Below are 19607 nucleotides of genomic sequence, written 5' to 3' on the forward strand. Positions count from 1 at the left end.
CCGTTTCTCGTTCCTGCGGCCTGGTTCAGAACCGATCGGGGCGGCGGCCCACGGCGATATCGCTGGCGTCGGTGACATCGTCGAGCGCCTGCTCGAGCCGGCGGCGGAGTTCCTCGGTGCCCTCGACATCCAGCCCGCGCGGCACCTCCTCGTTGAAGGCGCGGCACATCAGCACCCCGCGCGAGAAGGGCAGGGGCAGCATGAAGCGGTCCCAGGACGACGCGCGGATGCGCCGGCGGGCCGACCAGGACAGCACGAAGATGCGCTTGCCGGTGCTGCGCGCCCAGACCAGCGGCACGGTCGAGGCGATGCGCGCCGGCCCGCGCGGCCCGTCGACGGCGATGCCGACGGTATAGCCATCGGCGATGCGTCGCAGCACCTCGCGCGAGAGCGCCACGTGGCGCTTGTGGCTCGACATCGGGACGGTGGCAAAGCCGAAGCGGCCCAGCACCCCGCCCACCAGCCGTCCGGCCCGCGCCGAGGAGGTGAGCGAGCAGAACTTGCCCAGGCGCTGGTCGAACATCCAGGGCGCCATGATCAGCCGCTGGTGCCAGACGCAGAAGATCACCGGTTCGCCCCTGGCGAGTTCGGCCGCCATCTCCTCGAATCCGCTGCGCTCCCAGCGCGAGGTGGCATGGGCAAAGCGGACATAGCCGGCGATCAGCGCCTCGACGGCGCCATTCAGGCGCGGGCTGTCGGCGAGTTTGCGTCTCAGGCTCACGCGGATGGGTCCTTCGGTCTGCTTTCCGGGGCGTTACAGCGCGATTTGCACCCGGAGGCAAGCCTTTGCGCCAAAGCTGACAATTTCCTCTTGCCCAGTCCGGTTGCCTGTCATAGAGGAAGCGCGGCTTAGGGGTATAGCTCAGTTGGTAGAGCGACGGTCTCCAAAACCGTAGGTCGCGGGTTCGAGCCCTGCTGCCCCTGCCAGCCACCGTCCGGACCGATCCGCCGGGGTCCGGCCGGAACCATTGTTTCCCCCACTTCCGTGCAGAGCAGAGCGACCGGATCGGTCGGCGCGCTGAATTGTGCGCGGCCGCAAGACCTTGCCGCATGGCCGCAACAGCAGCACCGGTCGTCCCGGCAATCCGTTCGTCCAGGAAAGCCGCGACTTCCGGCGGGTCGAGCGCGCCGCCGCGCTCGGTGTCCTGCCGCGCGAGGATCCGCTCATCCCACCGCGGCCTGGCGCCGCATGACCGCGGCGGCCATATCCTCGCAAGGCCGTGTTCATGCCGCGGCGCTTTCCCGTCACATCCACAGGCAGGCTGGCCGTATTCTCTTGACAGCGCGCGAGTGCAGCCCCGGAATTGCCCGCAAGTAATTGTCACCTTCCCGGTTTCCCCGCGCCGCTGGCTTCTCTTCTTCAAAAATATCTCCGGGGAAACGCCGAAGGCGGCGGGGGCAGCGCCCCCGAGGCAACGGCTGCCGCCGGGCGTTGGCGTCAATCCGCCGGGACGGGTCGCGGGTTGACCCGAGAATGTCGAAAAGCGCTGCGGCGGTGCGTTGGGGGATTGATACTGCTGGCGCGACCCGGTTCACTGGACCGGCTCGCCCAGGGAGTTCGACATGCGCTTTTCCGCCCTCCGCATCCTCAAGGAAGGCCTGACCGGCAACAAGGGATGGACGCCGCACTGGCGCGACCCGGCGCCGAAGCCGGCCTATGACGTCATCGTCATCGGCGGCGGCGGGCATGGGCTGGCCACCGCCTTCTACCTCGCCGCAGAGCACGGGCTGACCAATGTCGCGGTGCTGGAGAAGGGCTATATCGGCGGCGGCAACGTCGGTCGCAACACCACCATCGTGCGCGCCAATTACAACATGCCGGGCAATTCCGAGTTCTATTCCCATTCGCTGAAGCTCTGGGAAGGGCTGGAGGAGAGCCTCAACTACAACGTGATGCATTCCCAGCGCGGGGTCATCAACCTGTTCCATTCGGACGGCCAGCGCGACTATGCCGCGCGGCGGGCGAATTCGATGATCAACCAGGGCGACGACGCGATCCTTCTCGACCGCGAGGGAGTGCGCAGGATGGTGCCCTACCTCGACTTCGAGAACGTCCGCTTCCCGGTCTACGGCGGGCTTTACCACCCGCGCGGCGGCACCGCGCGCCATGACGCGGTGGCCTGGGGCTATGCCCGCGGCGCCGACATGCGCGGCGTCGACATCATCCAGAACTGCGAGGTCACCGGCATCGACGTCGAGAACGGCCGGGTGACGGGCGTTCAGACCACGCGCGGGGCGATCAAGGCGAAGAAGGTCGGGATCGTGGTGGCCGGGCGCTCGGGCCAGGTCGCGGCGCTGGCGGGGATGCGCCTGCCGATCGAGAGCCATGTGCTCCAGGCCTTCGTCACCGAGGGGCTGAAGCCCTGCATCGACCAGGTGATCACCTTCGGCATGGGGCACTTCTACATCAGCCAGTCCGACAAGGGCGGTCTCGTCTTCGGCGGCGACCTCGACATGTATGCCTCCTACGCCGCGCGGGGCAACCTGCCGCTGGTCGAACACGTGATGGAGGCCGGCATGACGCTGATGCCGATGATCGGCAAGGCCCGCGTCCTGCGCTCCTGGGGAGGGATCATGGACATGAGCCCCGACGGCTCCCCGATCATCGACAAGACTCATATCGACGGACTCTACCTCGACTGCGGCTGGTGTTATGGCGGTTTCAAGGCCGTGCCTGGCTCGGGCAACTGTTTCGCCCACCTGATCGCCCAGGACCGCCCGCATCCCGCCGCCACCCGTTTCCGCCTCGACCGGTTCCGCACTGGCGTGGGGCTGATGGACGAGGAAGGCACTGGCTCGCAGCATAACCTGCACTGAGGCGCGTGGAGAGGTGGCTGTGAGTATTTGGAAAGAGAAGAAGATGGGGTGGCAGGCATGAGACTCCCGTGTCCGATCTGTGGCGAGCGCGACCGGCGCGAGTTCTATTACCGGGGCGCGGCACTGGCGCTGCATCGTCCCGACCCCGACGCGGGGGACGAGGCCTGGGCCGATTATGTCCACCTGCGCGACAACCCCGCCGGGGTGACGCGCGATCTCTGGTATCACGAGGGCGGCTGCTCCGCCTGGATCGTGGTGACGCGCAACACGGTCACCCATGAGGTGCTGGGCGCCGAGCTGGCGGAGGGTGCGCGATGAGGCTTGCCAACCGCGGCATGGTCGACCGCAACGCGCCGGTGACCTTCACCTTCGACGGCGTCGGCCATTCCGGCTTCGAGGGCGACACGCTGGCCTCGGCGCTGCTGGCCAATGGGGTGCGGCTGGTCGGCCGGTCGTTCAAGTATCACCGCCCGCGCGGCATCCTGACCGCCGGGAGCGAGGAGCCGAACGCGCTGGTGACCCTGGGCAGCGGCGCGCGGCAGGATCCGAACGTGCGCGCGACGCAGCAGGAACTTTACGAGGGGCTGGCCGCGCAGAGCCAGAACCGCTGGCCCTCGCTCGACTGGGACCTGCTGGCGCTGAACGACCTCGCCGCGCCCTTCTTCGGGGCGGGGTTCTATTACAAGACCTTCATGTGGCCCAAGGCCTTCTGGGAAAAGCTCTACGAACCGGCGATCCGCCGGGCCGCCGGGCTGGGGGCGCTGTCGGGGCTGAACAACGCCGATACCTACGAGCGCGCCTTCGCCTTCTGCGACCTGCTGGTGATCGGTTCCGGCCCCGCCGGGCTGATGGCGGCGCTGGGCGCAGCGCGCGCCGGGGCCGACGTGATTCTCGCCGAGGAGGATTTCCGCATGGGCGGGCGGCTGCTGGCCGAGACCCATGAGGTCGACGGCAAGCCGGGGCATCTCTGGGCTGCCGGGCTGCTGGACGAACTGGCCTCGATGGACAACGTGCGCCTGATGACCCGCACCACCGTCACCGGGGCCTATGACCAAGGCACCTATGGCGCGCTGGAGCGGGTCAGCCATCATGTCCCGCGTTCGCGCGCTCCGCTGGAGTGCTTCTGGCGGATCGTCGCCAAGCGCGCGATCCTCGCCGCCGGGGCGCTGGAACGCCCGGTCGCCTTCCGCAACAACGACCGCCCCGGCATCATGACCGCCAGCGCCGTGCGCGCCTATGCCAACCGCTGGGGCGTCAGCCCCGGCAAGGCGGTTTCGGTCTTCACCAACAACGACGACGGCTATCGCACCGCGCGCGACCTGGTGGCGGCGGGGGTGCATGTCGCCGCGCTGATCGACAGCCGGCACGACGGCCCCGACCTGCCGGGCGTGCATGTCATCAAGGGCGCGCAGGTCTGCGACGCCGCCGGGCGCAAGGGGCTGGAGAGCATCACCATCCGCACCCATCGCGGCGAGGAGAAGCTGCTGACCGACTGCCTCGCCATGTCGGGCGGCTGGAATCCGACGCTGCATCTGACCTGCCACATGAACGGCCGCCCGGCTTGGCGCGAGGATATCCAGGGCTTTGCCCCGGTGCCCGGCATGATTCCGGGACTGCAGGCCGTGGGTGCCTGTAATGGAAGCTTTTCGACCGCCGCCTGCCTGCGCGAGGGTGCCGAGGCCGCCGAGGACGCGCTCGAGGCGCTTGGGTTCAAACCTGCTGCGCTCGAACTGCCGCAGGCCGAGGACGACCCCTTCCGCATTGCGCCGCTCTGGTCGGTCGAGGGCAAGGGCCGCGCCTGGCTCGACTTCCAGAACGACGTGACCGTGAAGGACGTGAAGCAGGCGGCGGTGGAGAACTTCCGCTCGGTCGAGCACATGAAGCGCTATACCACGCAGGGCATGGCGACCGACCAGGGCAAGAACTCGAACGTCGCCGCGCTGGCGGTACTGGCCGATGTCACCGGAAGGGCGATCCCCGAGACCGGGACCACCACCTTCCGCCCGCCCTTCGTGCCGGTCTCGATCGCCGCGATGGGGGCCGGGGCGCAGGGCAAGGGCTTTGCCCCGCAGCGCTTCACCACCAGCCACAAGGCCAGCATCGAGCGCGGCGCGCCGATGATCGAGGCGGGGCTCTGGTACCGCCCGAGCTATTTCCCGGCACCGGGCGAGAGCAACTGGCGGCAGGCCTGCGACCGCGAGGTCAAGATGGTGCGCGAGACAGTCGGCATCTGCGATGTCTCGACACTGGGAAAGATCGACATCCAGGGACCGGATGCGGCGGCCTTCCTCGACTTCGTCTATACCAATACCTTCTCGACGCTGAAGGTGGGCCGCACCCGCTACGGCCTGATGCTGCGCGAGGACGGCTTCGTCATGGACGACGGCACCTGCGCGCGGCTGGGAGAAACCCACTTCCTGATGACCACCACGACCGCGGCGGCGGGCGAGGTAATGCGGCACCTGGAATTCGTGCACCAGTGCCTGCGCCCGGAACTCGACGTGGTGTTCACGAGCGTCACCGAGCAATGGGCCCAATTCGCCGTCGCCGGCCCGAAATCGCGCGACCTGCTCGACGCGCTGCTGGATAAGCCGCTGAACGGGCCGGACTGGCCCTTCATGGCCTGCGGGCCGGTCACGGTGATGGGGGTGAAGGCGCGGCTCTTCCGCATCTCCTTCTCGGGGGAACACGCCTATGAACTGGCCGTGCCGGCGCGCTATGGCGACGCGCTGTTCCGCGAGCTGCTGGCGCGCGCGGGCGCGCTGGGGGGCGGGCCCTACGGGATGGAGGCGCTGAACGTGCTCCGGATCGAGAAGGGCTTCATCACCCATTCCGAGATCCATGGCCGCACCACCGCCTATGACGTGGGCCTCGGCAAGATGGTCTCGGAGAAGAAGGACTGCATCGGCAAGACCATGTCCGAGCGCGACGGGCTGATCGACCCGATGCGTGAACGGCTGGTGGGCCTGAAGCCGGTCGGTGCGGTGAAACAGGTGATCGCCGGGGCGCATCTCTTCGAGGTCGACGACGCCCCGGTGCGCGAGAACGACAAGGGCTATGTCACCTCGGTCTGCTATTCGCCGACGCTGGGGCACATGCTGGCGCTGGCCTTCCTGAAGAACGGGCCGGAACGGATCGGCGAAAGGGTCAAGATGGTCGACCACGTGCGAAAGATCGAGGCCCTCTGCGAGGTGGTGCACCCGATTGCCTTCGATCCCGAAGGAGGGCGGATGCGTGACTGAGCTGCTTGCGAAGACCGCCTGCGACGGGCTGCTGTCGGTAACGGCCGGGCCCTTTACCCTGAGCGAGGAACCCGTCGCGCCGCTGACCTCGCTGATGCCCTACAAGGGGCGCGACAAGGCGCTCTCGGCGGCGCTGGAGGCGGCGCATGGCGTCAAGCTGCCGGGCGTGAACCGGTCGACCTCCAAGGCCGGGATCAGCGTGCTGTGGTTCGGGCGCGGCCAGTTCCTGCTGGTCGGGGCCGGGCCGGACGGGTCGCTTGCCGAACATGCCGCCGTGGTCGACCAGAGCGATGCCTGGGCGCGGGTGCGGCTGGAAGGGGCCGGAGCCGACCAGGTGCTGGCGCGGCTGCTGCCGGTCGACCTGCGGGCGGCGAGCTTCAAGCGCGGCCACACCCTGCGCAGCCCGCTCGGCCACATGATGGCCTCGGTCACCCGCACCGGGGTCAACGCCTTCTCGATCGCGGTCTTCCGCTCAATGGCGGCAACGCTGGTGCACGATCTCAAGACAGCCATGGAAGGCGTCGCCGCGCGCGGCTAGAATGTCGGCAAGCTAGAAAAGGTTATGGAGGCTTTTGATGTTTCGTTCCGCACTGTTCGCCCTTCTGTTTGCCACTCCCGCTTTGGCGGGGGACAGCAAAGAAGTATCTTGTGGTTACCAAGGAGATGTTGCCGCCGCTGTTCAGAAGGCTAGGTTGGACGGGGTAAAGAAGGGCGAAGCCGAATCTTTCATATTAGCTTCGCGGCCTACGTGGCCCGAGTCCTATAGCAAAGCTATTCCTTACCTTATTGACTTCATTTACGCGCCTTCATTGAAGATGCGCGATCTTCGCAAAATCAATATTGGCGAATCCATGGAAACGCAGTGCCTCCAGCAATGGGATAACGTCAATCAAATCAACAAGAAATCAAAGGGCTAAAGGGGCGCGCAACCTGGCCGGCGAACTACAACGCCGCCATCCCGCTGATCACGCCCTGGGTCTACGAGCAGAAGATGAGCGACATCCGCAACAAGGACCTGGGCGCCGCCTGGAGCGATCTCTGCAACAAGCGCTGAGGGAGTCGGCGGGGTGAACCCCGCCCTACGCGACCTCGGAGCGGGGAGGGGGCCAATCCAACCGATATTTGCAGCGCCCCCTGCTCGGAAGGCTGCGAGGGGCGATCGCCTCGGATCACGGGCATTCGCCATCGCAAATTTCGAGCGGGAAGGGGGCGCTGCCCCCGCCGCCCGTGCCGGGCGGCCCCCCGGAGGTATTTGAAAAGAAGAGAAATCAGGGGCGGGCTTGCCTTGCGCGGGCCGCGCGCCATCATTGGGGCGAGACCCGACGGAGTGCGCCGATGAGATCCCTGCCGATGCTTGCCCTGTTTCTTGCCCTGAGCCTCGGGGGCGGCCTGGTCATCGGGGTGCTGAACTCACCGGGCGCGTGGTATGCGGGGCTGGCCAAGCCGGTGTTCAACCCGCCGGCCTGGATCTTCGGGGCCGGTCTGGACGCTGCTCTACATCGCCATCGGCATCGCCGGCTGGCGGGTCTGGCGCCTGGCGCCGCGGTCGGGGGCCATGGGCCTCTGGTGGCTGCAGATGGCGCTGAACTTCCTGTGGTCGCCGATGGTCTTCGGCTGGCACCGGCTCGACCTCGGGCTGGGGGTGATCGTGGCGCTGCTGCTGGCGATCCTGAGCTTCATCGCCTCGGCGCGGCGGGTCGACCGGTTGGCGGCCTGGCTGTTTGCGCCCTATCTCGCCTGGGTCTCCTTCGCCACGCTGCTGAACGCGGCGCTCTTCGCGCTGAACCCGGCGGCGGCGCCCTGAGAGCGGGTAACACTCCGTCAATTCCATCGTGCAAGGATAGGCCGCGGTATCGGCGGCGGGCTGCCCAAGGCGGCGGCAGGGGGCGTGCACTGGGCGCGCCCTTCCGTTAGGGCAGCATTGACCGGGGCGGGGAACTGCGCGACCTGCAGCGGTGTCCGCCGGTATTTCACGCCGGCGGCCCCGGACGCGGGAGGCGTCCGCAAGACATTGAATGCAGATGAAAGAGACCCGGATGCAAGCAACCGACTGGACCCGCATCCTCGCCCGATACCGCGAGCCGATCCTGTCCCGCAGCCTCTTCGAACTGGCCGTCACCGCCGGCCCCTTCCTGGTGATCTGGGCGCTGGCCTGGTGGGCGCTGTCGGTCAGCCCCTGGCTGGCGCTGGGGCTGGCGCTGGTCAATTCGGCCTTCCTCGTCCGGCTCTTCATGATCCAGCACGACTGCGGCCATGGCGCCTTCCTGCGCAACCGGCGGCTCGGCGACTGGATCGGGCGCTGCATCGGCGTGCTGACGCTGACGCCCTACGCGGTCTGGCGGCAGACCCATTCGATCCATCACGCCCATACCGGCAACCTCGACCGGCGCGGGATCGGAGACGTTCCGACGCTGACGGTGCGGGAATACCGCGAGAAGGGCTGGATCGGCCGCACCCTCTATCGACTGCTGCGCAACCCGGTGGTGCTTTTCGGGCTGGCGCCCTTCTACACCTTCTTCCTCGAACACCGTCTGCCGGTCGGGCTGATGCGGTCGGGCTGGAAATACTGGAACAGCGCGCTGGGCACCAACCTGGCGCTGGCCGCGCTGCTGGGCGCGCTGGCCTGGTTCGGCGGCTGGGAGCTGCTGATCTTCGTCTTCCTGCCGACCACCTTCCTCGCCGCCGCCGCCGGCATGTGGCTGTTCTTCGTGCAGCACCAGTTCGAGGAGGCGCATTGGGACCGCGAGAGCGAATGGAACGTGCATGACGCCGCCTTGCAGGGCAGTTCGCATTACGACCTGCCGGCGGTGCTGCGCTGGCTGACCGCCAATATCGGCGTGCATCACGTCCACCATCTGGCGAGCCGGATCCCCTTCTACCGCCTGGCCGAGGTGATCCGTGACCATGACATCCTCGCCCAGTCCAAGCGGCTGACGCTGTGGGAAAGCTTCCGCTGCGCCCGCCTGCATCTCTGGGACGAGAGCAGCCGGCGGCTGCTCTCCTTCGCCGAGGCGCGGCGCGTCGCGCTCTGACGCGCGGGGCAGGGCCGCTCAGGCGGCCTTGCCGGCCCGCGCGAAATCGACTGCGTCGCGCAGCGGGAACATCATCTCGTAGATCGTCACCTCGGGCTTGCCGATCACCCGGTAGGCCGAGGGGATGGTCCTGGCGAGGTCCGAGGCGCGGAAGGCCTCCATCGCCTCGCGGCTTTCCCAGATGTAGAAACCGCCGAAATGGTTCGGCTTGTCGAGCTTGAGGTAAAACTTCTGCACCAGCCCCGGCAGGGCGCGGAACTGCGGCAGCCGTTCCTCGGCAATCGCCATGGCCTCGGTTTCGCTCAGGGCGGTCTCGAACTGCACGAATTGAACGATCATCCTGGTCTCTCCTCTGCTGGGGCCGGGCGTTGCGGCCATGCCAGAAGACTGCCCTGTTTATTTCTGCCGCGGAATTCGCCAATCTCGAAAGGCGACCTTGCAAAAACGGACAGGTGCCGATGCCGGAGAGCCCCGAGGCCCCCGAACCGCGCCGCCAGATGGAATGGAGCGACCTCGCCATCCTGCTGGCGATCGGGCGCGCCGGCAGCCTCTCGGGGGCGGCGCGCAGCCTGGGGCGCACCCACAGCACCGTCTTCCGCAACCTGCGCGCCATCGAGGAGAAGACCGGCGTGCGTTTCTTCGACCACCTCGACAGCGGCTATGTCCCGACCGACGCGGGGCGCGTGGCGCTGGGCTATGCCGAGCGGGTCGAGGGCGAGTTCCACGCGCTGGGCCTCGAGGTGCTGGGCCTCGACACCCGCCTGAGCGGGCGCATCCGGGTGACCTGCCCCGAGGCCTTTGCCGAGGAGCACGCGCCGCGCCTGGCCGCGCGGTTCCAGCGCCTGCACCCCGAGGTGCGCATCGACGTGACTCCTGGCCACGGTGCGGTCGACCTCAACAAGCGCGAGGCAGAGATCGCCATCCGCGCCACCCGCGCGCCGCCGCAGACCGCCTTCGGTCGCAGGATCTGCCCGTTCCGCTTCGCCTTCTACGGCGCGCCGGCCTATCTCGATGCGGCGCCTGACCTGCCGCTCGAGGAGCATCCGGTCTGTCTGATCGAGGGCACCGTGAACTGGCTGGTGCCGGCGGTCTGGCCCAGCCCCGAGGCGGGCGAGGAGCGGGCGGTCTTCCAGTGCCGCGCCTCCCGCGCGGTGCAGAATGCCGCCGCCGAGGGGCTGGGGCTGACTTTCCTGCCCTGCTACGTCGGCGATGCCGATCCCCGGCTGATCCGGGTCAGCGACCCCTTCGAGCATCTCGACATGGATCTCTGGGTGCTGACCCACCCCGACCTGCGCAATACCGCGCGGGTCCGGGCACTGATGTCCTTCCTCTACGACGAACTTGCCGCCAAGGCCGATCTCTGGGGCGGCCGGCGCGTCCGGACCGATGCCCGCAACTTTCGCCCCCGCGCGAACTGGCAGGGATAATCGCCGCGAGACAGGCGGCACGCGCGATGGCACACTCACCCTTGGCGCAATGCGGGAGAGGCGGCATGGGACACAAGCGGGAACTGATTTCCAACGGTAACCCTATGGAGAGCATCGTCGGCTTCAGCCGCGCGATGCGGGTCGGCAACTTCATCGCCGTGGGCGGAACTGCCCCGGTCGGCCCTGACGGCAAGACCGTGGGCGTCGGCGATGTCTTCGCCCAGACGCAGCAGTGCTTCGAGATCATCAAGGCGGCGCTGGAGCAGGCCGGTTCGGGCCTGCAGGACATCGTCCGCACCAGGGTGATCCTGACCGACATCGACAACTGGAAACCGGCCATCGAGGCGCGCAAGCTCTACTGCCTCGACGCCCGTCCGGTGGATACGATCATGGCGATCAATCGCTTCGTGAACCCCGAGTGGCTGGTCGAGATCGAGGTGGACGCCGTCGTCGCCGACTGACGGCGTCCGTTCCCCTTAGTGGGCGATCATGACGTGGCGCACGGCGGTGTAATCCTCGAGCGCATACATCGACATGTCCTTGCCGTAGCCCGACTGCTTGACGCCGCCGTGCGGCATCTCGTTGACCAGCATGAAATGGGTGTTCACCCAGGTGCAGCCGTATTGCAGCCGCGCCGAGACGTCGAGCGCGCGGCCCACGTCCCGGGTCCAGACCGAGGAGGCGAGGCCATACTGGCTGTCGTTGGCCCAAGCCACCACGTCGTCGTCGCCACTGAAGCGGGTGACGCTGACCACCGGGCCGAAGACCTCGCGCTGGACGATCTCGTCGCCCTGGAGCGCGCCGGCGATCACCGTGGGCTTGTAGTAGAAGCCGGGGCCGTCGAGCAGCCCGCCGCCGGTGACGATCTCGATATGCTTCTGCTCGGCGGCGCGCTGAACGAAGCTGGCCACCCGGTCGCGCTGGCGTTTCGAGATCAGCGGCGGGATCTCGTTGGCGCTGTCGTCGGCCTGGGCATAGGCGATGGAGGAGGCGGCCGCCGAAAGCTCGGCGACCAGCTTGTCGTAGATCCCCGCGCCGGCGTAGATCCGGCAGGCGGCGGTGCAGTCCTGCCCGGCGTTGTAATAGCCGAAGGCGCGCAGGCCATCGACCACGCGGTCGATGTCGGCGTCGTCGAAGACGATGACCGGGGCCTTGCCGCCCAGTTCCAGGTGGGTGCGCTTGACCGAGTTGGCCGCCGCCTGCAGCACCTTCTTGCCGGTGGCGATGTCGCCGGTGATCGAGACCATGTCGACGCCGGGATGGTTGATGAGCGTGTTGCCCACGCTGGCGCCCTGGCCGACGATCACGTTGACCACGCCCTCGGGCAGGATCCCGGCCAGTTTCTCCGCCAGCTTCAGCGCGGTGAGCGGCGTCTGCTCCGATGGCTTGAGCACCACCGTATTGCCGCCTGCCAGCGCCGGGGCCAGCTTCCAGGCCATCATCATCAGCGGATAGTTCCAGGGCGCGATCGACGCGACGACGCCAATCGGGTCGCGCCGGATCATCGAGGTATGCCCGGCGAGGTATTCCCCGGCCACCGCCCCATGCATGTTGCGCACCGCCCCGGCGAAGTAGCGGAAGCAGTCGACAATGGCCGGGATCTCGTCATTGCGAGCGCAGCCGATGGGTTTGCCGCAGTTCATCGCCTCGAGCGCGGCGAAGGCATCGGCATCGGCCTCGATGGCGTCGGCAATCTGCAGCAGGTAGGCCGAGCGTTCGCCCGGCGTGGTGCGGGACCAGGTGGCAAAGGCGCGCCGCGCGGCGGCCACCGCCTTGTCGATCTGCACGGGGCTCGCCTCGGGCATCAGCAGGATGCTCTCGCCGGTGCGCGGGTTCAGCACGTTTTCCTCGGTCTCGGTCCCGGCCTCGAAACCGCCGCCGATCAGCATCTTGGTCTGCATGGATTCACTCCCTCATGTCATTTGCCCTGTCCGGCCACGCTTTCGGTGCCGCGGGTCAGGTAATAGGCGCCGAGGATCGGCAGGAAGGTGACGAGCACCACCACCATGGCGACGACGTTGGTCACCGGGCGCTGGCGCGGGCGCACCAGTTCCTCGAGCATCCAGATCGGCAGGGTGGCCTGCTGCCCGGCGGTGAAGGTGGTGACGATCACCTCGTCAAAGGACAGCGCGAAGGCGAGCATGCCGCCGGCCAGCAGCGCGGTGGCGATATTGGGCAGGATCACGTGGCGGAAGGTCTGGAAGCTGTCGGCGCCCAGGTCCATCGAGGCCTCGATCAGGCTGGCCGAGGTGCGCCGGAAGCGGGCGACGGCATTGTTGTAGACCACCACGATGCAGAAGGTGGCGTGGCCCAGCACGATGGTCCAGAAGCTGAAGGGGATCTCGGCCAGGTTGAAGGCCGACCGCAGCGCGATGCCGGTGATGATGCCGGGCAGGGCGATGGGCAGGATCACCAGCAGCGAGATCGTCTCGCGTCCGAAGAAGCGCGACCGGCTGACCGCGGCGGCGCAGAGCGTGCCAAGCACCATGGCGATCAGCGTCGAGATCGCGGCGACGCGCAGCGAGAGCGACAGCGCCTCCCAGACGTCGGGGCGGTTCCAGGTGACCGCGAACCACTTGAGCGTGAAGCCCGGCGGCGGCCATTGGTAGGACTTCTCCTCGGTGGTGAAGGCATAGACGAAGATCAGCAACAGCGGCAGGTGCATGAAAAGCAGGCCGGCGGCGGCGGCGAGTTTCAGGCCGAGCGAGGCGCGGTCAGAGGACATGGGCAGGCTCCCTTGCGACGGACCGGCTCCGCACTTTCGCCCGGCGGCACGCCGGGCACCGCCTGTCTGCCCCCCGGCAGGCGCTTTCGACCTTGCCGCCCGTGACTGCGGCGCGACGGCGCCTGACGACGCGCCCCTGACCGCGTGGCGCGAGAGCGCCGGCCCAAGCAGACGCTGCCCGGCGCGCCGCACCCTGCCGTTCCGCTTCATAGCGCATCGAAGGCCCCCTTGCGTTTCGCGGCCCAGAGGTAGAGGCCCATGATGACGATGGGCACCACGGCGAAGGCCGCCGCCAGCGGGATGTTCCCCGCCGTGCCCTGGTGCGAATAGACGGCCTGGCCGATGAACAGCCGCGAGGTGCCGATGATCTGCGGGATGATGTAATCCCCCAGCGTCAGCGAGAAGGTGAAGATCGAGCCGGCGATCACGCCAGGCAGGGCCAGCGGCAGGATCACGTGGCGGAAGGTCTGCCCCGGCGCGGCGCCGAGGTCGCCCGAGGCCTCGATCACGCTCAGCGGCACCCGCTCCAGCGAAGCCTGCACCGGCAGCACCATGAAGGGCAGCCAGACGTAGAGGAAGACGAGGAAGGTGCCGGTCCAGCTGACCGAGAGCGAGTTGCCGCCCAGCACCGGGATCGCCAGGTAGGCGTCGAGCAGCCAGGTCAGGTGCAGCGTCTCGAAGAGCCAGGACAGGATCCCCTCCTTGGCGAGGATCAGCTTCCAAGAGTAGACCTTGACCAGGTAGGAGGACCAGAGCGGCAGCATGACGCCGAGGTAGAAGACCGCCTTCCAGGGCCCGCGCGCATAGCGCGCCGCGTAATAGGCGATGGGGAAGGCGATCACCGCCGCGGCCACCGTCACCACCGCGGCCATGGTCACGGTGCGCAGGATGATGTCGAGGTTGGCGGGGTTCAGCAGCTCGCGGTAGGTCTTGAGCGTGAATTCGTGGACGATCAGCCCCGAGAACTCGTCGATCGAGAAGAAGCTCTGCGCCAGCAGCGCGAAGAGCGAGCCGAGATAGACCACGCCCAGCCAGGCCACCGGCGGCACCAGCAGCAGCGCCAGCAGCAGGCGGGGATGACGCCAGAGCGCGTCCGAGGCGGGGCGCAGCCAGCTCATGACGCCCCCGTCATCAGGTGCAGGTCGGCCGCGTCCCAGGCCAGGTGCACGGCGCTGCCTTCGGGCGGAATTTCGACGCCCTTGGGCAGCAGCGCGACGATCTGCGCGTCCTCGGTCTCGAACACCGCCCGCGTATTCGCGCCGTGGAAGCTGGCCGAGCGCAGCACCGCCGGCAGGCCGTCAGCGGCGAGACGCACCGCCTCGGGGCGCAGCGAGGCGAAGCGGCGGGTGCCGGTCAGCCGCTCGGTCAGGGCGGGGGGCAGCACGTTCGAGGAGCCGACGAAATCGGCCACGAAGGGCACCTGCGGGCGGTAATACACATCCTGCGGCGCGCCGACCTGGACGATCTGGCCCTGGTTGAACACCGCCACCCGGTCGGCCATCGACAAGGCCTCGCCCTGGTCGTGGGTGACGAAGACGAAGGTGATGCCCAGCCGCCGCTGCAGCGCCTTCAGCTCTTCCTGCATCGCTTCTCGCAGCTTGAGGTCGAGCGCGCCCAGCGGCTCGTCGAGCAGCAGCACCTTGGGCCGCATCACCAGCGCGCGGGCCAGCGCCACCCGCTGCCGCTGCCCGCCGGAAAGCTGCGAGGGCTTGCGCCCGCCATAGCCCGGCAGGGCGACCATCTCGAGCGCGGCCTCGGCCTCACGGTGGCGCTCGGCCTTGCCGCGCCCGGCGATCATCAGCCCGTAGGCGACGTTGTCGATCACGTTCAGATGCGGAAACAGCGCATAGTCCTGGAATACCGTGTTGACCTGCCGCCGGTAGGGCGGCAGCCCCTGCGCCGGCTGGCCGAAGATCTCGATGCGGCCCGCGGTGGGCTGCTCGAACCCGGCGATCAGCCGCAGGCAGGTGGTCTTGCCCGACCCGGAGGGGCCCAGCATGGCGAAGAACTCGCCCTCGGCGATGTCGATATCGACAGCGTCGACGGCGCGAACGGCCCCGTAATGGCGCGAGACGCCCGAGAAGCGGACAGCAGAAGTCATGGGAATTCCGTCAGTTGGGGCCCATGCGCCCGAAGGTGCATGGGCCGGGGCCGGGGCGCTCAGCGCCCGCCGATCACGCCGATATAGTCCGAGACCCAGCGATAGTAGGGCACGCATTCACCCTGGCTCTCGCATTTGCTGACCGGGGTCTGCCAGAAGCGGATCTTGTCGAAGTCGTCCATGCCGTTGGTCTTGCAGGTCTCGGCGGTCATCATGCCGCGACCGTCGGTGCAGGCGGCCGGCACGCTGGGGTTGGCCCCGAACCAGACGCCGAGATCGGATTGCAGGTTCGACGAGAGCGTGTGCTCCATCCACATGTAGGCGCAGTTCGGATGCTCGGCATCGGCATGCAGCATGGTGGTGTCGGCCCAGCCGGTGGCGCCTTCCTCGGGGATGGTCGAGGCGACCTTGACGCCATCGGCCTGCAGCAGGTTCACCTGGAACGGCCAGGAGCCCGAGGCGGCCATGCCCTCGTTCTTGAAGTCGTCGATCTGGATGAAGGCGTCGTGCCAGTAGCGGCTGACCAGCGTGCGCTGCACGCGCAGCAGGTCGAGCGCGGCCTTGTACTGATCCTCGTTCAGCTCGTAGGGCGACTTGATCCCGAGATCGGGCTTGTGCGCCATCAGGTAGAGCGCCGCATCGGCGATGTGGATCGGCCCGTCATAGGCCTGGACGCGACCCTTGTTGGTCTTGCCGTCGGGCAGGTTCATCTCCTCGAAGACCACGTTCCACGAAGTCGGCGCTGCACCGGCGAAGGCATCGGTGTTATACATCAGCACGTTCGGCCCCCACATGTAGGGAACGCCGTAGTGCTTGCCGCCTACCGTGTGCCAGGGCGCGTCCTTCAGGCGGTCGTCCACGGTTGACCAGGAGGGGATCAGCGCGGTATTGATTTCCTGCACCCGCTTGCCTGCCACCAGCCGCAGCGAGGCGTCGCCCGAGGCGGTGACCAGGTCGAAGCCGCCCTCGTTCATCAGGGCGACCATCTCGTCCGAGGTATTGGCGGTCTTGACGTTGACCTTGCAGCCCGAGGCCTCCTCGAACTTGGTCACCCAGTCAAAGGCCTTGTCGGTCTCGCCGCGCTCGATATAGCCCGGCCAGGCGACGATATCGACCTGGCCCTCGCCCGCGCCAAGCGCGGTCATCTGGGCATGGGCAGGCTGGACGGCCAGCAGGCCGGCCGTCACCAGCGCCGTGCAGGATTTCAGCGTCGAAGTCATGGAAATCTCCCTATGTGAACGATTGGCCGGCCCTTTTGCGGGCCTTGTCATTGCCGGTCACTGTGCAGGCGACTCGCAGGTTTCACAAATTCTATTGTCAGAAGTATGATATCGGAAAATCCGATATCATTTTCCGGGTTCTCGGCCACCGGAGTCCTGCGCGAGGCTGCGATGGTGGTTGCGGGCTGCCGTTGCGCCTCGCCCTCAAGCCTTTGCCCTACAGACCACCCCGTCCGGCCGGGGCCGGACCGCGCGCCGCCTCGGCAGCCGTCGCGGTCAGGTGCAGGACATAGGTGCCGCCCTCGGTCTCGGGTTCCGCCTCCGGGCCCGCGATGTCGGAGACCGAGAACCAGGCCGGCGCCACGCGGTCGAGCGCCTCGGTGTCATGGGCGCTCAGCAGCAGCAGCCAGGGCAGGGGGCGGTCGGCACCGCGCAGGGCCTGCTCGGCAGTCATCGGTGGCGGCGGTGCCGGGCGGAACAGGAAACAGCCGGCCATGCCGCGCTGCCCGGCGAGCCGTGGAAGCACCTCGTCGCGCAGGTGGGTGGACACCTCGTCCTCGTGGCCGGGGCGGGGCGTGAAGGTCAGCGCACGCACTGCACAGCCAAGGCCGAAGCCGGTGCTGCCGACGACCGAGGCGAAGCCCCGAACCATGCCGCGAAAGCGCGGCATCACCGCGCGCGTCCACTCCGTCGGCGCGCCCAGCCGCGCGAGGTAGCCGGGCGAGGTCGCCACCTCCAGCCCCTCCACCTCGTAGAGAACCAGATAGCGCGGCCCGCCGTCCTGCGCGACGAAACGGGTGGCACGCAGGAAGCCGGGAACCGAGAGGCGTTCGTGGAAATGCTCGCGCGAATGCCAGTCGTCGTGATCCGAGGTGTCGCCCTCGAAATCGTAGAACAGCACCATCGCCGCATCGCTGGTCAGGGCCATCGGGTGTCCTCCATCGGGTGGCGGCATCGAACCCCGAGGCAGGGATGAGGTCAAGCGGCGCGAAGCCGGTTTCGGATCGCCTTGCGATCCGACCGAAGCCGGGGGGCTTTGCCCCCCGGACCCCCCAGGAATATTTTTGGCAAAAGGAAGGGGGGGCCTTTCGGGTGCCCACCGAACGCGTCAGCCGAGCAGAGGCCGTGCGATGACCTGGGCCTGGATCTCGGCGTGCCGCCGAGGCGGGGTGTCCACTGGACACCCCGCGACATCGTCAGCCAAGCAGCCTTCTTGCGATCACCTGCGCCTGGATCTCGGCGGCACCCTCGAAGATGTTGAGGATGCGGGCATCGCAGAGCACGCGCGAGATCTTGTATTCCAGCGCGAAGCCGTTGCCGCCGTGGATCTGCAGCCCGTTGTCCGCCGCCGCCCAGGCAACACGGGCGCCCAGCAGCTTGGCCATGCCGGCCTCGAGGTCGCAGCGCCGCCCGTGGTCCTTCTCCCAGGCCGAGAAATAGGTGAGCTGGCGGGCGATCATGATCTCGACCGCCATCATGGCGAGCTTGCCTGCGACGCGCGGGAAGGCGATCAGCGGCTTGCCGAACTGCTTGCGGTCCTGGGCGTATTGCAGCGCGATGTCGAGCGCCGACTGCGCCACGCCGATGGCGCGGGCGGCGGTCTGGATGCGGGCGGATTCGAACGTCTCCATCAGCTGCTTGAAGCCGCGGCCCTCGACGCCGCCCAGCAGGTTCTCGCCCTTGACCTTGAAGTTGTCGAAGCCGAGCTCGTATTCCTTCATGCCGCGATAGCCCAGCACCTCGATCTCGCCGCCGGTCATGCCCTCGGTCGGGAAGGGCTCGGCATCGGTGCCGGGGATCTTCTCGGCCAGGAACATCGACAGGCCGCGGTGGTCGGTGGTGTTGGGATCGGTGCGCGCCAGCAGCGTCATCACATGGGTGCGCGCGGCATGGGTGATCCAGGTCTTGTTGCCGGTGACGCGATAGTCCTCGCCCTCCTTCACAGCGCGGGTGCGCAGGCTGCCGAGGTCGGAGCCGGTGTTGGGCTCGGTGAAGACGGCGGTGGGCAGGATCTCGCCGCTGGCGATCTTCGGCAGCCACTGCGATTTCTGCTCGTCGGTGCCGCCGCAGAGGATCAGCTCGGCCGCGATCTCGGAGCGGGTGCCCAGCGAGCCGACGCCGATATAGCCGCGCGAGAGCTCTTCCGAGACGACCACCATCGAGGCCTTGGACAGGCCGAAACCGCCGAGGTTCTCGGGGATGGTCAGACCGAAGACACCCATCCCGGCCAGCTCGTCGATCACCTCCATCGGGATCAGCTCGTCCTTGAGGTGCCACTCATGCGCCACCGGCTCGATCTTCTCGACCACGTAGCGGCGGAACTGGTCGCGGATCATCTCGAGTTCTTCCTCGAGGCCCGAGGCGCCGAAGGTGATGGTGCCCGACTGCTGCTGCAGCAACTCGGCCAGCCGCATCCGCGCGGCCTGGCTGTTGCCGTTGGCGATCAGCGACTGGACATCCGGCGCCGCCATGCCGGCCAGCGCCCCGGCGTCAAGCCCGAGATCCTGCGGGCGCACGATCTCGCCCTGGCTCATCGGGATGCCGCCGAGGATCTGGGCGAGGTATTCACCAAAAGCGATCTGGTGGATCAGCTGCTCGATCTCGCCGAACCTGCCCTCGGCGTCGAGCTTCTCGGCCCAGCGCTGCATCTGACGCAGGCTCTCGGCATAGGTGGCGAGCCACGACAGCGCGTGGGCGGCGGCCTGGTTCGCCTCGATCAGCGCCGCCGAGATCTTGCCGCCTTCGCTGACCATCGCGCGCACCGAGGCCAGCGCGGCATCGAAGACCTCTCCGACAGGCGCAAGCGCAGCGCCGGTCAGCGTCAGGAGATCGGGCAGGTGAACGGTCGGTTGCACAGTGCTGTCCTGGCCATCGTGGGGCATGAATCGGCTCCTTTCCGGGTGTCGCCCGGTCCTAGTCATTTCGCAGGTGCAGCGCAACAAAAATACCGCATCGCAGCGCACCGGGTTCTATTCTTGCGCAAATCTTTTGCGCGGGCGGGGCGCGCGGCCTTCGGCGGGGCGGGGTGCGCTTTGCCGTTCCG

The 19607-nt window shown here is 67.8% G+C and carries 18 protein-coding genes and 1 tRNA gene; 10 read left to right on the plus strand and 9 right to left on the minus strand.

Annotated features, from left to right (window positions below):
- Window positions 1-25: 25 nt before the first annotated feature.
- On the minus strand, window positions 26-721 hold the full coding sequence (locus IE266_RS23275) for a lysophospholipid acyltransferase family protein (protein WP_189682538.1): 696 nt from the start codon (window positions 719-721) through the stop codon (window positions 26-28).
- 130 nt (window positions 722-851) lie between these two features.
- Here IE266_RS23275 and IE266_RS23280 point away from each other — a divergent pair.
- The 8 genes from IE266_RS23280 to IE266_RS23315 all read left to right on the plus strand — a co-directional run bounded on the left by IE266_RS23280 (window position 852) and on the right by IE266_RS23315 (window position 9091).
- A tRNA-Trp gene (locus IE266_RS23280) sits at window positions 852-927 on the plus strand.
- A gap of 636 nt (window positions 928-1563) precedes the next feature.
- On the plus strand, window positions 1564-2817 hold the full coding sequence (locus IE266_RS23285; protein WP_189682539.1) for a sarcosine oxidase subunit beta family protein: 1254 nt from the start codon (window positions 1564-1566) through the stop codon (window positions 2815-2817).
- Between the two features lie 57 nt (window positions 2818-2874).
- Window positions 2875-3135 (plus strand): sarcosine oxidase subunit delta, encoded by a 261-nt coding sequence (locus tag IE266_RS23290; protein WP_189682540.1) that lies wholly within the window; start codon window positions 2875-2877, stop codon window positions 3133-3135.
- Complete coding sequence (locus tag IE266_RS23295; RefSeq protein WP_189682541.1) at window positions 3132-6059, plus strand: sarcosine oxidase subunit alpha family protein; 2928 nt, start codon at window positions 3132-3134, stop codon at window positions 6057-6059. The genes IE266_RS23290 and IE266_RS23295 overlap by 4 nt, the downstream gene beginning before the upstream one ends.
- Window positions 6052-6597, plus strand: a complete 546-nt coding sequence (locus tag IE266_RS23300; protein WP_189682542.1) for a sarcosine oxidase subunit gamma — start codon at window positions 6052-6054, stop codon at window positions 6595-6597. Before IE266_RS23295 ends, IE266_RS23300 begins: the two co-directional genes overlap by 8 nt.
- A gap of 37 nt (window positions 6598-6634) precedes the next feature.
- A complete protein-coding gene (locus IE266_RS23305; RefSeq protein ID WP_189682543.1) occupies window positions 6635-6976 on the plus strand; it encodes a hypothetical protein in 342 nt (113 codons plus the stop codon).
- Window positions 6977-7485: 509 nt separating this feature from the next.
- On the plus strand, window positions 7486-7863 hold the full coding sequence (locus IE266_RS23310; protein ID WP_229864418.1) for a TspO/MBR family protein: 378 nt from the start codon (window positions 7486-7488) through the stop codon (window positions 7861-7863).
- A gap of 211 nt (window positions 7864-8074) precedes the next feature.
- Complete coding sequence (locus tag IE266_RS23315) at window positions 8075-9091, plus strand: fatty acid desaturase (RefSeq protein WP_229864419.1); 1017 nt, start codon at window positions 8075-8077, stop codon at window positions 9089-9091.
- Between the two features lie 18 nt (window positions 9092-9109).
- Here IE266_RS23315 and IE266_RS23320 read toward each other — a convergent pair whose 3' ends face one another.
- The gene (locus tag IE266_RS23320; protein ID WP_189682544.1) at window positions 9110-9430 is read right to left on the minus strand and encodes a YdhR family protein; all 321 of its coding nucleotides are present in this window, start codon (window positions 9428-9430) and stop codon (window positions 9110-9112) included.
- A gap of 119 nt (window positions 9431-9549) precedes the next feature.
- Between IE266_RS23320 and IE266_RS23325 the strand changes: the two genes are divergently transcribed.
- The gene (locus IE266_RS23325) at window positions 9550-10518 is read left to right on the plus strand and encodes a LysR family transcriptional regulator (protein WP_189682545.1); all 969 of its coding nucleotides are present in this window, start codon (window positions 9550-9552) and stop codon (window positions 10516-10518) included.
- A 65-nt stretch (window positions 10519-10583) separates the two neighbouring features.
- Window positions 10584-10979: a RidA family protein gene (locus IE266_RS23330; protein WP_229864422.1), complete on the plus strand. Its 396-nt coding sequence runs from the start codon at window positions 10584-10586 to the stop codon at window positions 10977-10979.
- Window positions 10980-10994: 15 nt separating this feature from the next.
- Here IE266_RS23330 and IE266_RS23335 read toward each other — a convergent pair whose 3' ends face one another.
- The 7 genes from IE266_RS23335 to IE266_RS23365 all read right to left on the minus strand — a co-directional run bounded on the left by IE266_RS23335 (window position 10995) and on the right by IE266_RS23365 (window position 19446).
- Window positions 10995-12419 (minus strand): gamma-aminobutyraldehyde dehydrogenase, encoded by a 1425-nt coding sequence (locus IE266_RS23335; protein ID WP_189682546.1) that lies wholly within the window; start codon window positions 12417-12419, stop codon window positions 10995-10997.
- Window positions 12420-12436: 17 nt separating this feature from the next.
- The gene (locus IE266_RS23340; protein WP_189682547.1) at window positions 12437-13243 is read right to left on the minus strand and encodes an ABC transporter permease; all 807 of its coding nucleotides are present in this window, start codon (window positions 13241-13243) and stop codon (window positions 12437-12439) included.
- 206 nt (window positions 13244-13449) lie between these two features.
- Window positions 13450-14361 (minus strand): ABC transporter permease, encoded by a 912-nt coding sequence (locus tag IE266_RS23345; RefSeq protein WP_189682548.1) that lies wholly within the window; start codon window positions 14359-14361, stop codon window positions 13450-13452.
- Complete coding sequence (locus IE266_RS23350; protein ID WP_189682549.1) at window positions 14358-15344, minus strand: ABC transporter ATP-binding protein; 987 nt, start codon at window positions 15342-15344, stop codon at window positions 14358-14360. The genes IE266_RS23345 and IE266_RS23350 overlap by 4 nt, the downstream gene beginning before the upstream one ends.
- Window positions 15345-15403: 59 nt before the next feature.
- On the minus strand, window positions 15404-16564 hold the full coding sequence (locus IE266_RS23355; protein ID WP_189682550.1) for an ABC transporter substrate-binding protein: 1161 nt from the start codon (window positions 16562-16564) through the stop codon (window positions 15404-15406).
- A gap of 217 nt (window positions 16565-16781) precedes the next feature.
- The gene (locus IE266_RS23360; RefSeq protein ID WP_189682551.1) at window positions 16782-17492 is read right to left on the minus strand and encodes a hypothetical protein; all 711 of its coding nucleotides are present in this window, start codon (window positions 17490-17492) and stop codon (window positions 16782-16784) included.
- Window positions 17493-17760: 268 nt separating this feature from the next.
- Window positions 17761-19446 (minus strand): acyl-CoA dehydrogenase family protein, encoded by a 1686-nt coding sequence (locus IE266_RS23365; RefSeq protein ID WP_189682552.1) that lies wholly within the window; start codon window positions 19444-19446, stop codon window positions 17761-17763.
- Between the last annotated feature and the right edge of the window lie 161 nt (window positions 19447-19607).

The sequence above is a fragment of the Seohaeicola zhoushanensis genome (genome assembly GCF_014656415.1).
GTDB lineage: Bacteria > Pseudomonadota > Alphaproteobacteria > Rhodobacterales > Rhodobacteraceae > Seohaeicola_A > Seohaeicola_A zhoushanensis.

What these genes read in the sequence shown, in the direction of transcription:
- IE266_RS23360 (WP_189682551.1), bottom strand. Translation starts at nt 17,492, where the DNA reads ATGGCCCTGACCAGCGATGCGGCGATGGTGCTGTTCTACGATTTCGAG.
- IE266_RS23305 (WP_189682543.1), top strand. Translation starts at nt 6,635, where the DNA reads ATGTTTCGTTCCGCACTGTTCGCCCTTCTGTTTGCCACTCCCGCTTTG.
- IE266_RS23350 (WP_189682549.1), bottom strand. Translation starts at nt 15,344, where the DNA reads ATGACTTCTGCTGTCCGCTTCTCGGGCGTCTCGCGCCATTACGGGGCC.
- IE266_RS23315 (WP_229864419.1), top strand. Translation starts at nt 8,075, where the DNA reads ATGCAGATGAAAGAGACCCGGATGCAAGCAACCGACTGGACCCGCATC.
- IE266_RS23355 (WP_189682550.1), bottom strand. Translation starts at nt 16,564, where the DNA reads ATGACTTCGACGCTGAAATCCTGCACGGCGCTGGTGACGGCCGGCCTG.
- IE266_RS23310 (WP_229864418.1), top strand. Translation starts at nt 7,486, where the DNA reads ATGCGGGGCTGGCCAAGCCGGTGTTCAACCCGCCGGCCTGGATCTTCG.
- IE266_RS23340 (WP_189682547.1), bottom strand. Translation starts at nt 13,243, where the DNA reads ATGTCCTCTGACCGCGCCTCGCTCGGCCTGAAACTCGCCGCCGCCGCC.
- IE266_RS23345 (WP_189682548.1), bottom strand. Translation starts at nt 14,361, where the DNA reads ATGAGCTGGCTGCGCCCCGCCTCGGACGCGCTCTGGCGTCATCCCCGC.
- IE266_RS23330 (WP_229864422.1), top strand. Translation starts at nt 10,584, where the DNA reads ATGGGACACAAGCGGGAACTGATTTCCAACGGTAACCCTATGGAGAGC.
- IE266_RS23365 (WP_189682552.1), bottom strand. Translation starts at nt 19,446, where the DNA reads ATGCCCCACGATGGCCAGGACAGCACTGTGCAACCGACCGTTCACCTG.
- IE266_RS23295 (WP_189682541.1), top strand. Translation starts at nt 3,132, where the DNA reads ATGAGGCTTGCCAACCGCGGCATGGTCGACCGCAACGCGCCGGTGACC.
- IE266_RS23320 (WP_189682544.1), bottom strand. Translation starts at nt 9,430, where the DNA reads ATGATCGTTCAATTCGTGCAGTTCGAGACCGCCCTGAGCGAAACCGAG.
- IE266_RS23325 (WP_189682545.1), top strand. Translation starts at nt 9,550, where the DNA reads ATGCCGGAGAGCCCCGAGGCCCCCGAACCGCGCCGCCAGATGGAATGG.
- IE266_RS23285 (WP_189682539.1), top strand. Translation starts at nt 1,564, where the DNA reads ATGCGCTTTTCCGCCCTCCGCATCCTCAAGGAAGGCCTGACCGGCAAC.
- IE266_RS23335 (WP_189682546.1), bottom strand. Translation starts at nt 12,419, where the DNA reads ATGCAGACCAAGATGCTGATCGGCGGCGGTTTCGAGGCCGGGACCGAG.
- IE266_RS23290 (WP_189682540.1), top strand. Translation starts at nt 2,875, where the DNA reads ATGAGACTCCCGTGTCCGATCTGTGGCGAGCGCGACCGGCGCGAGTTC.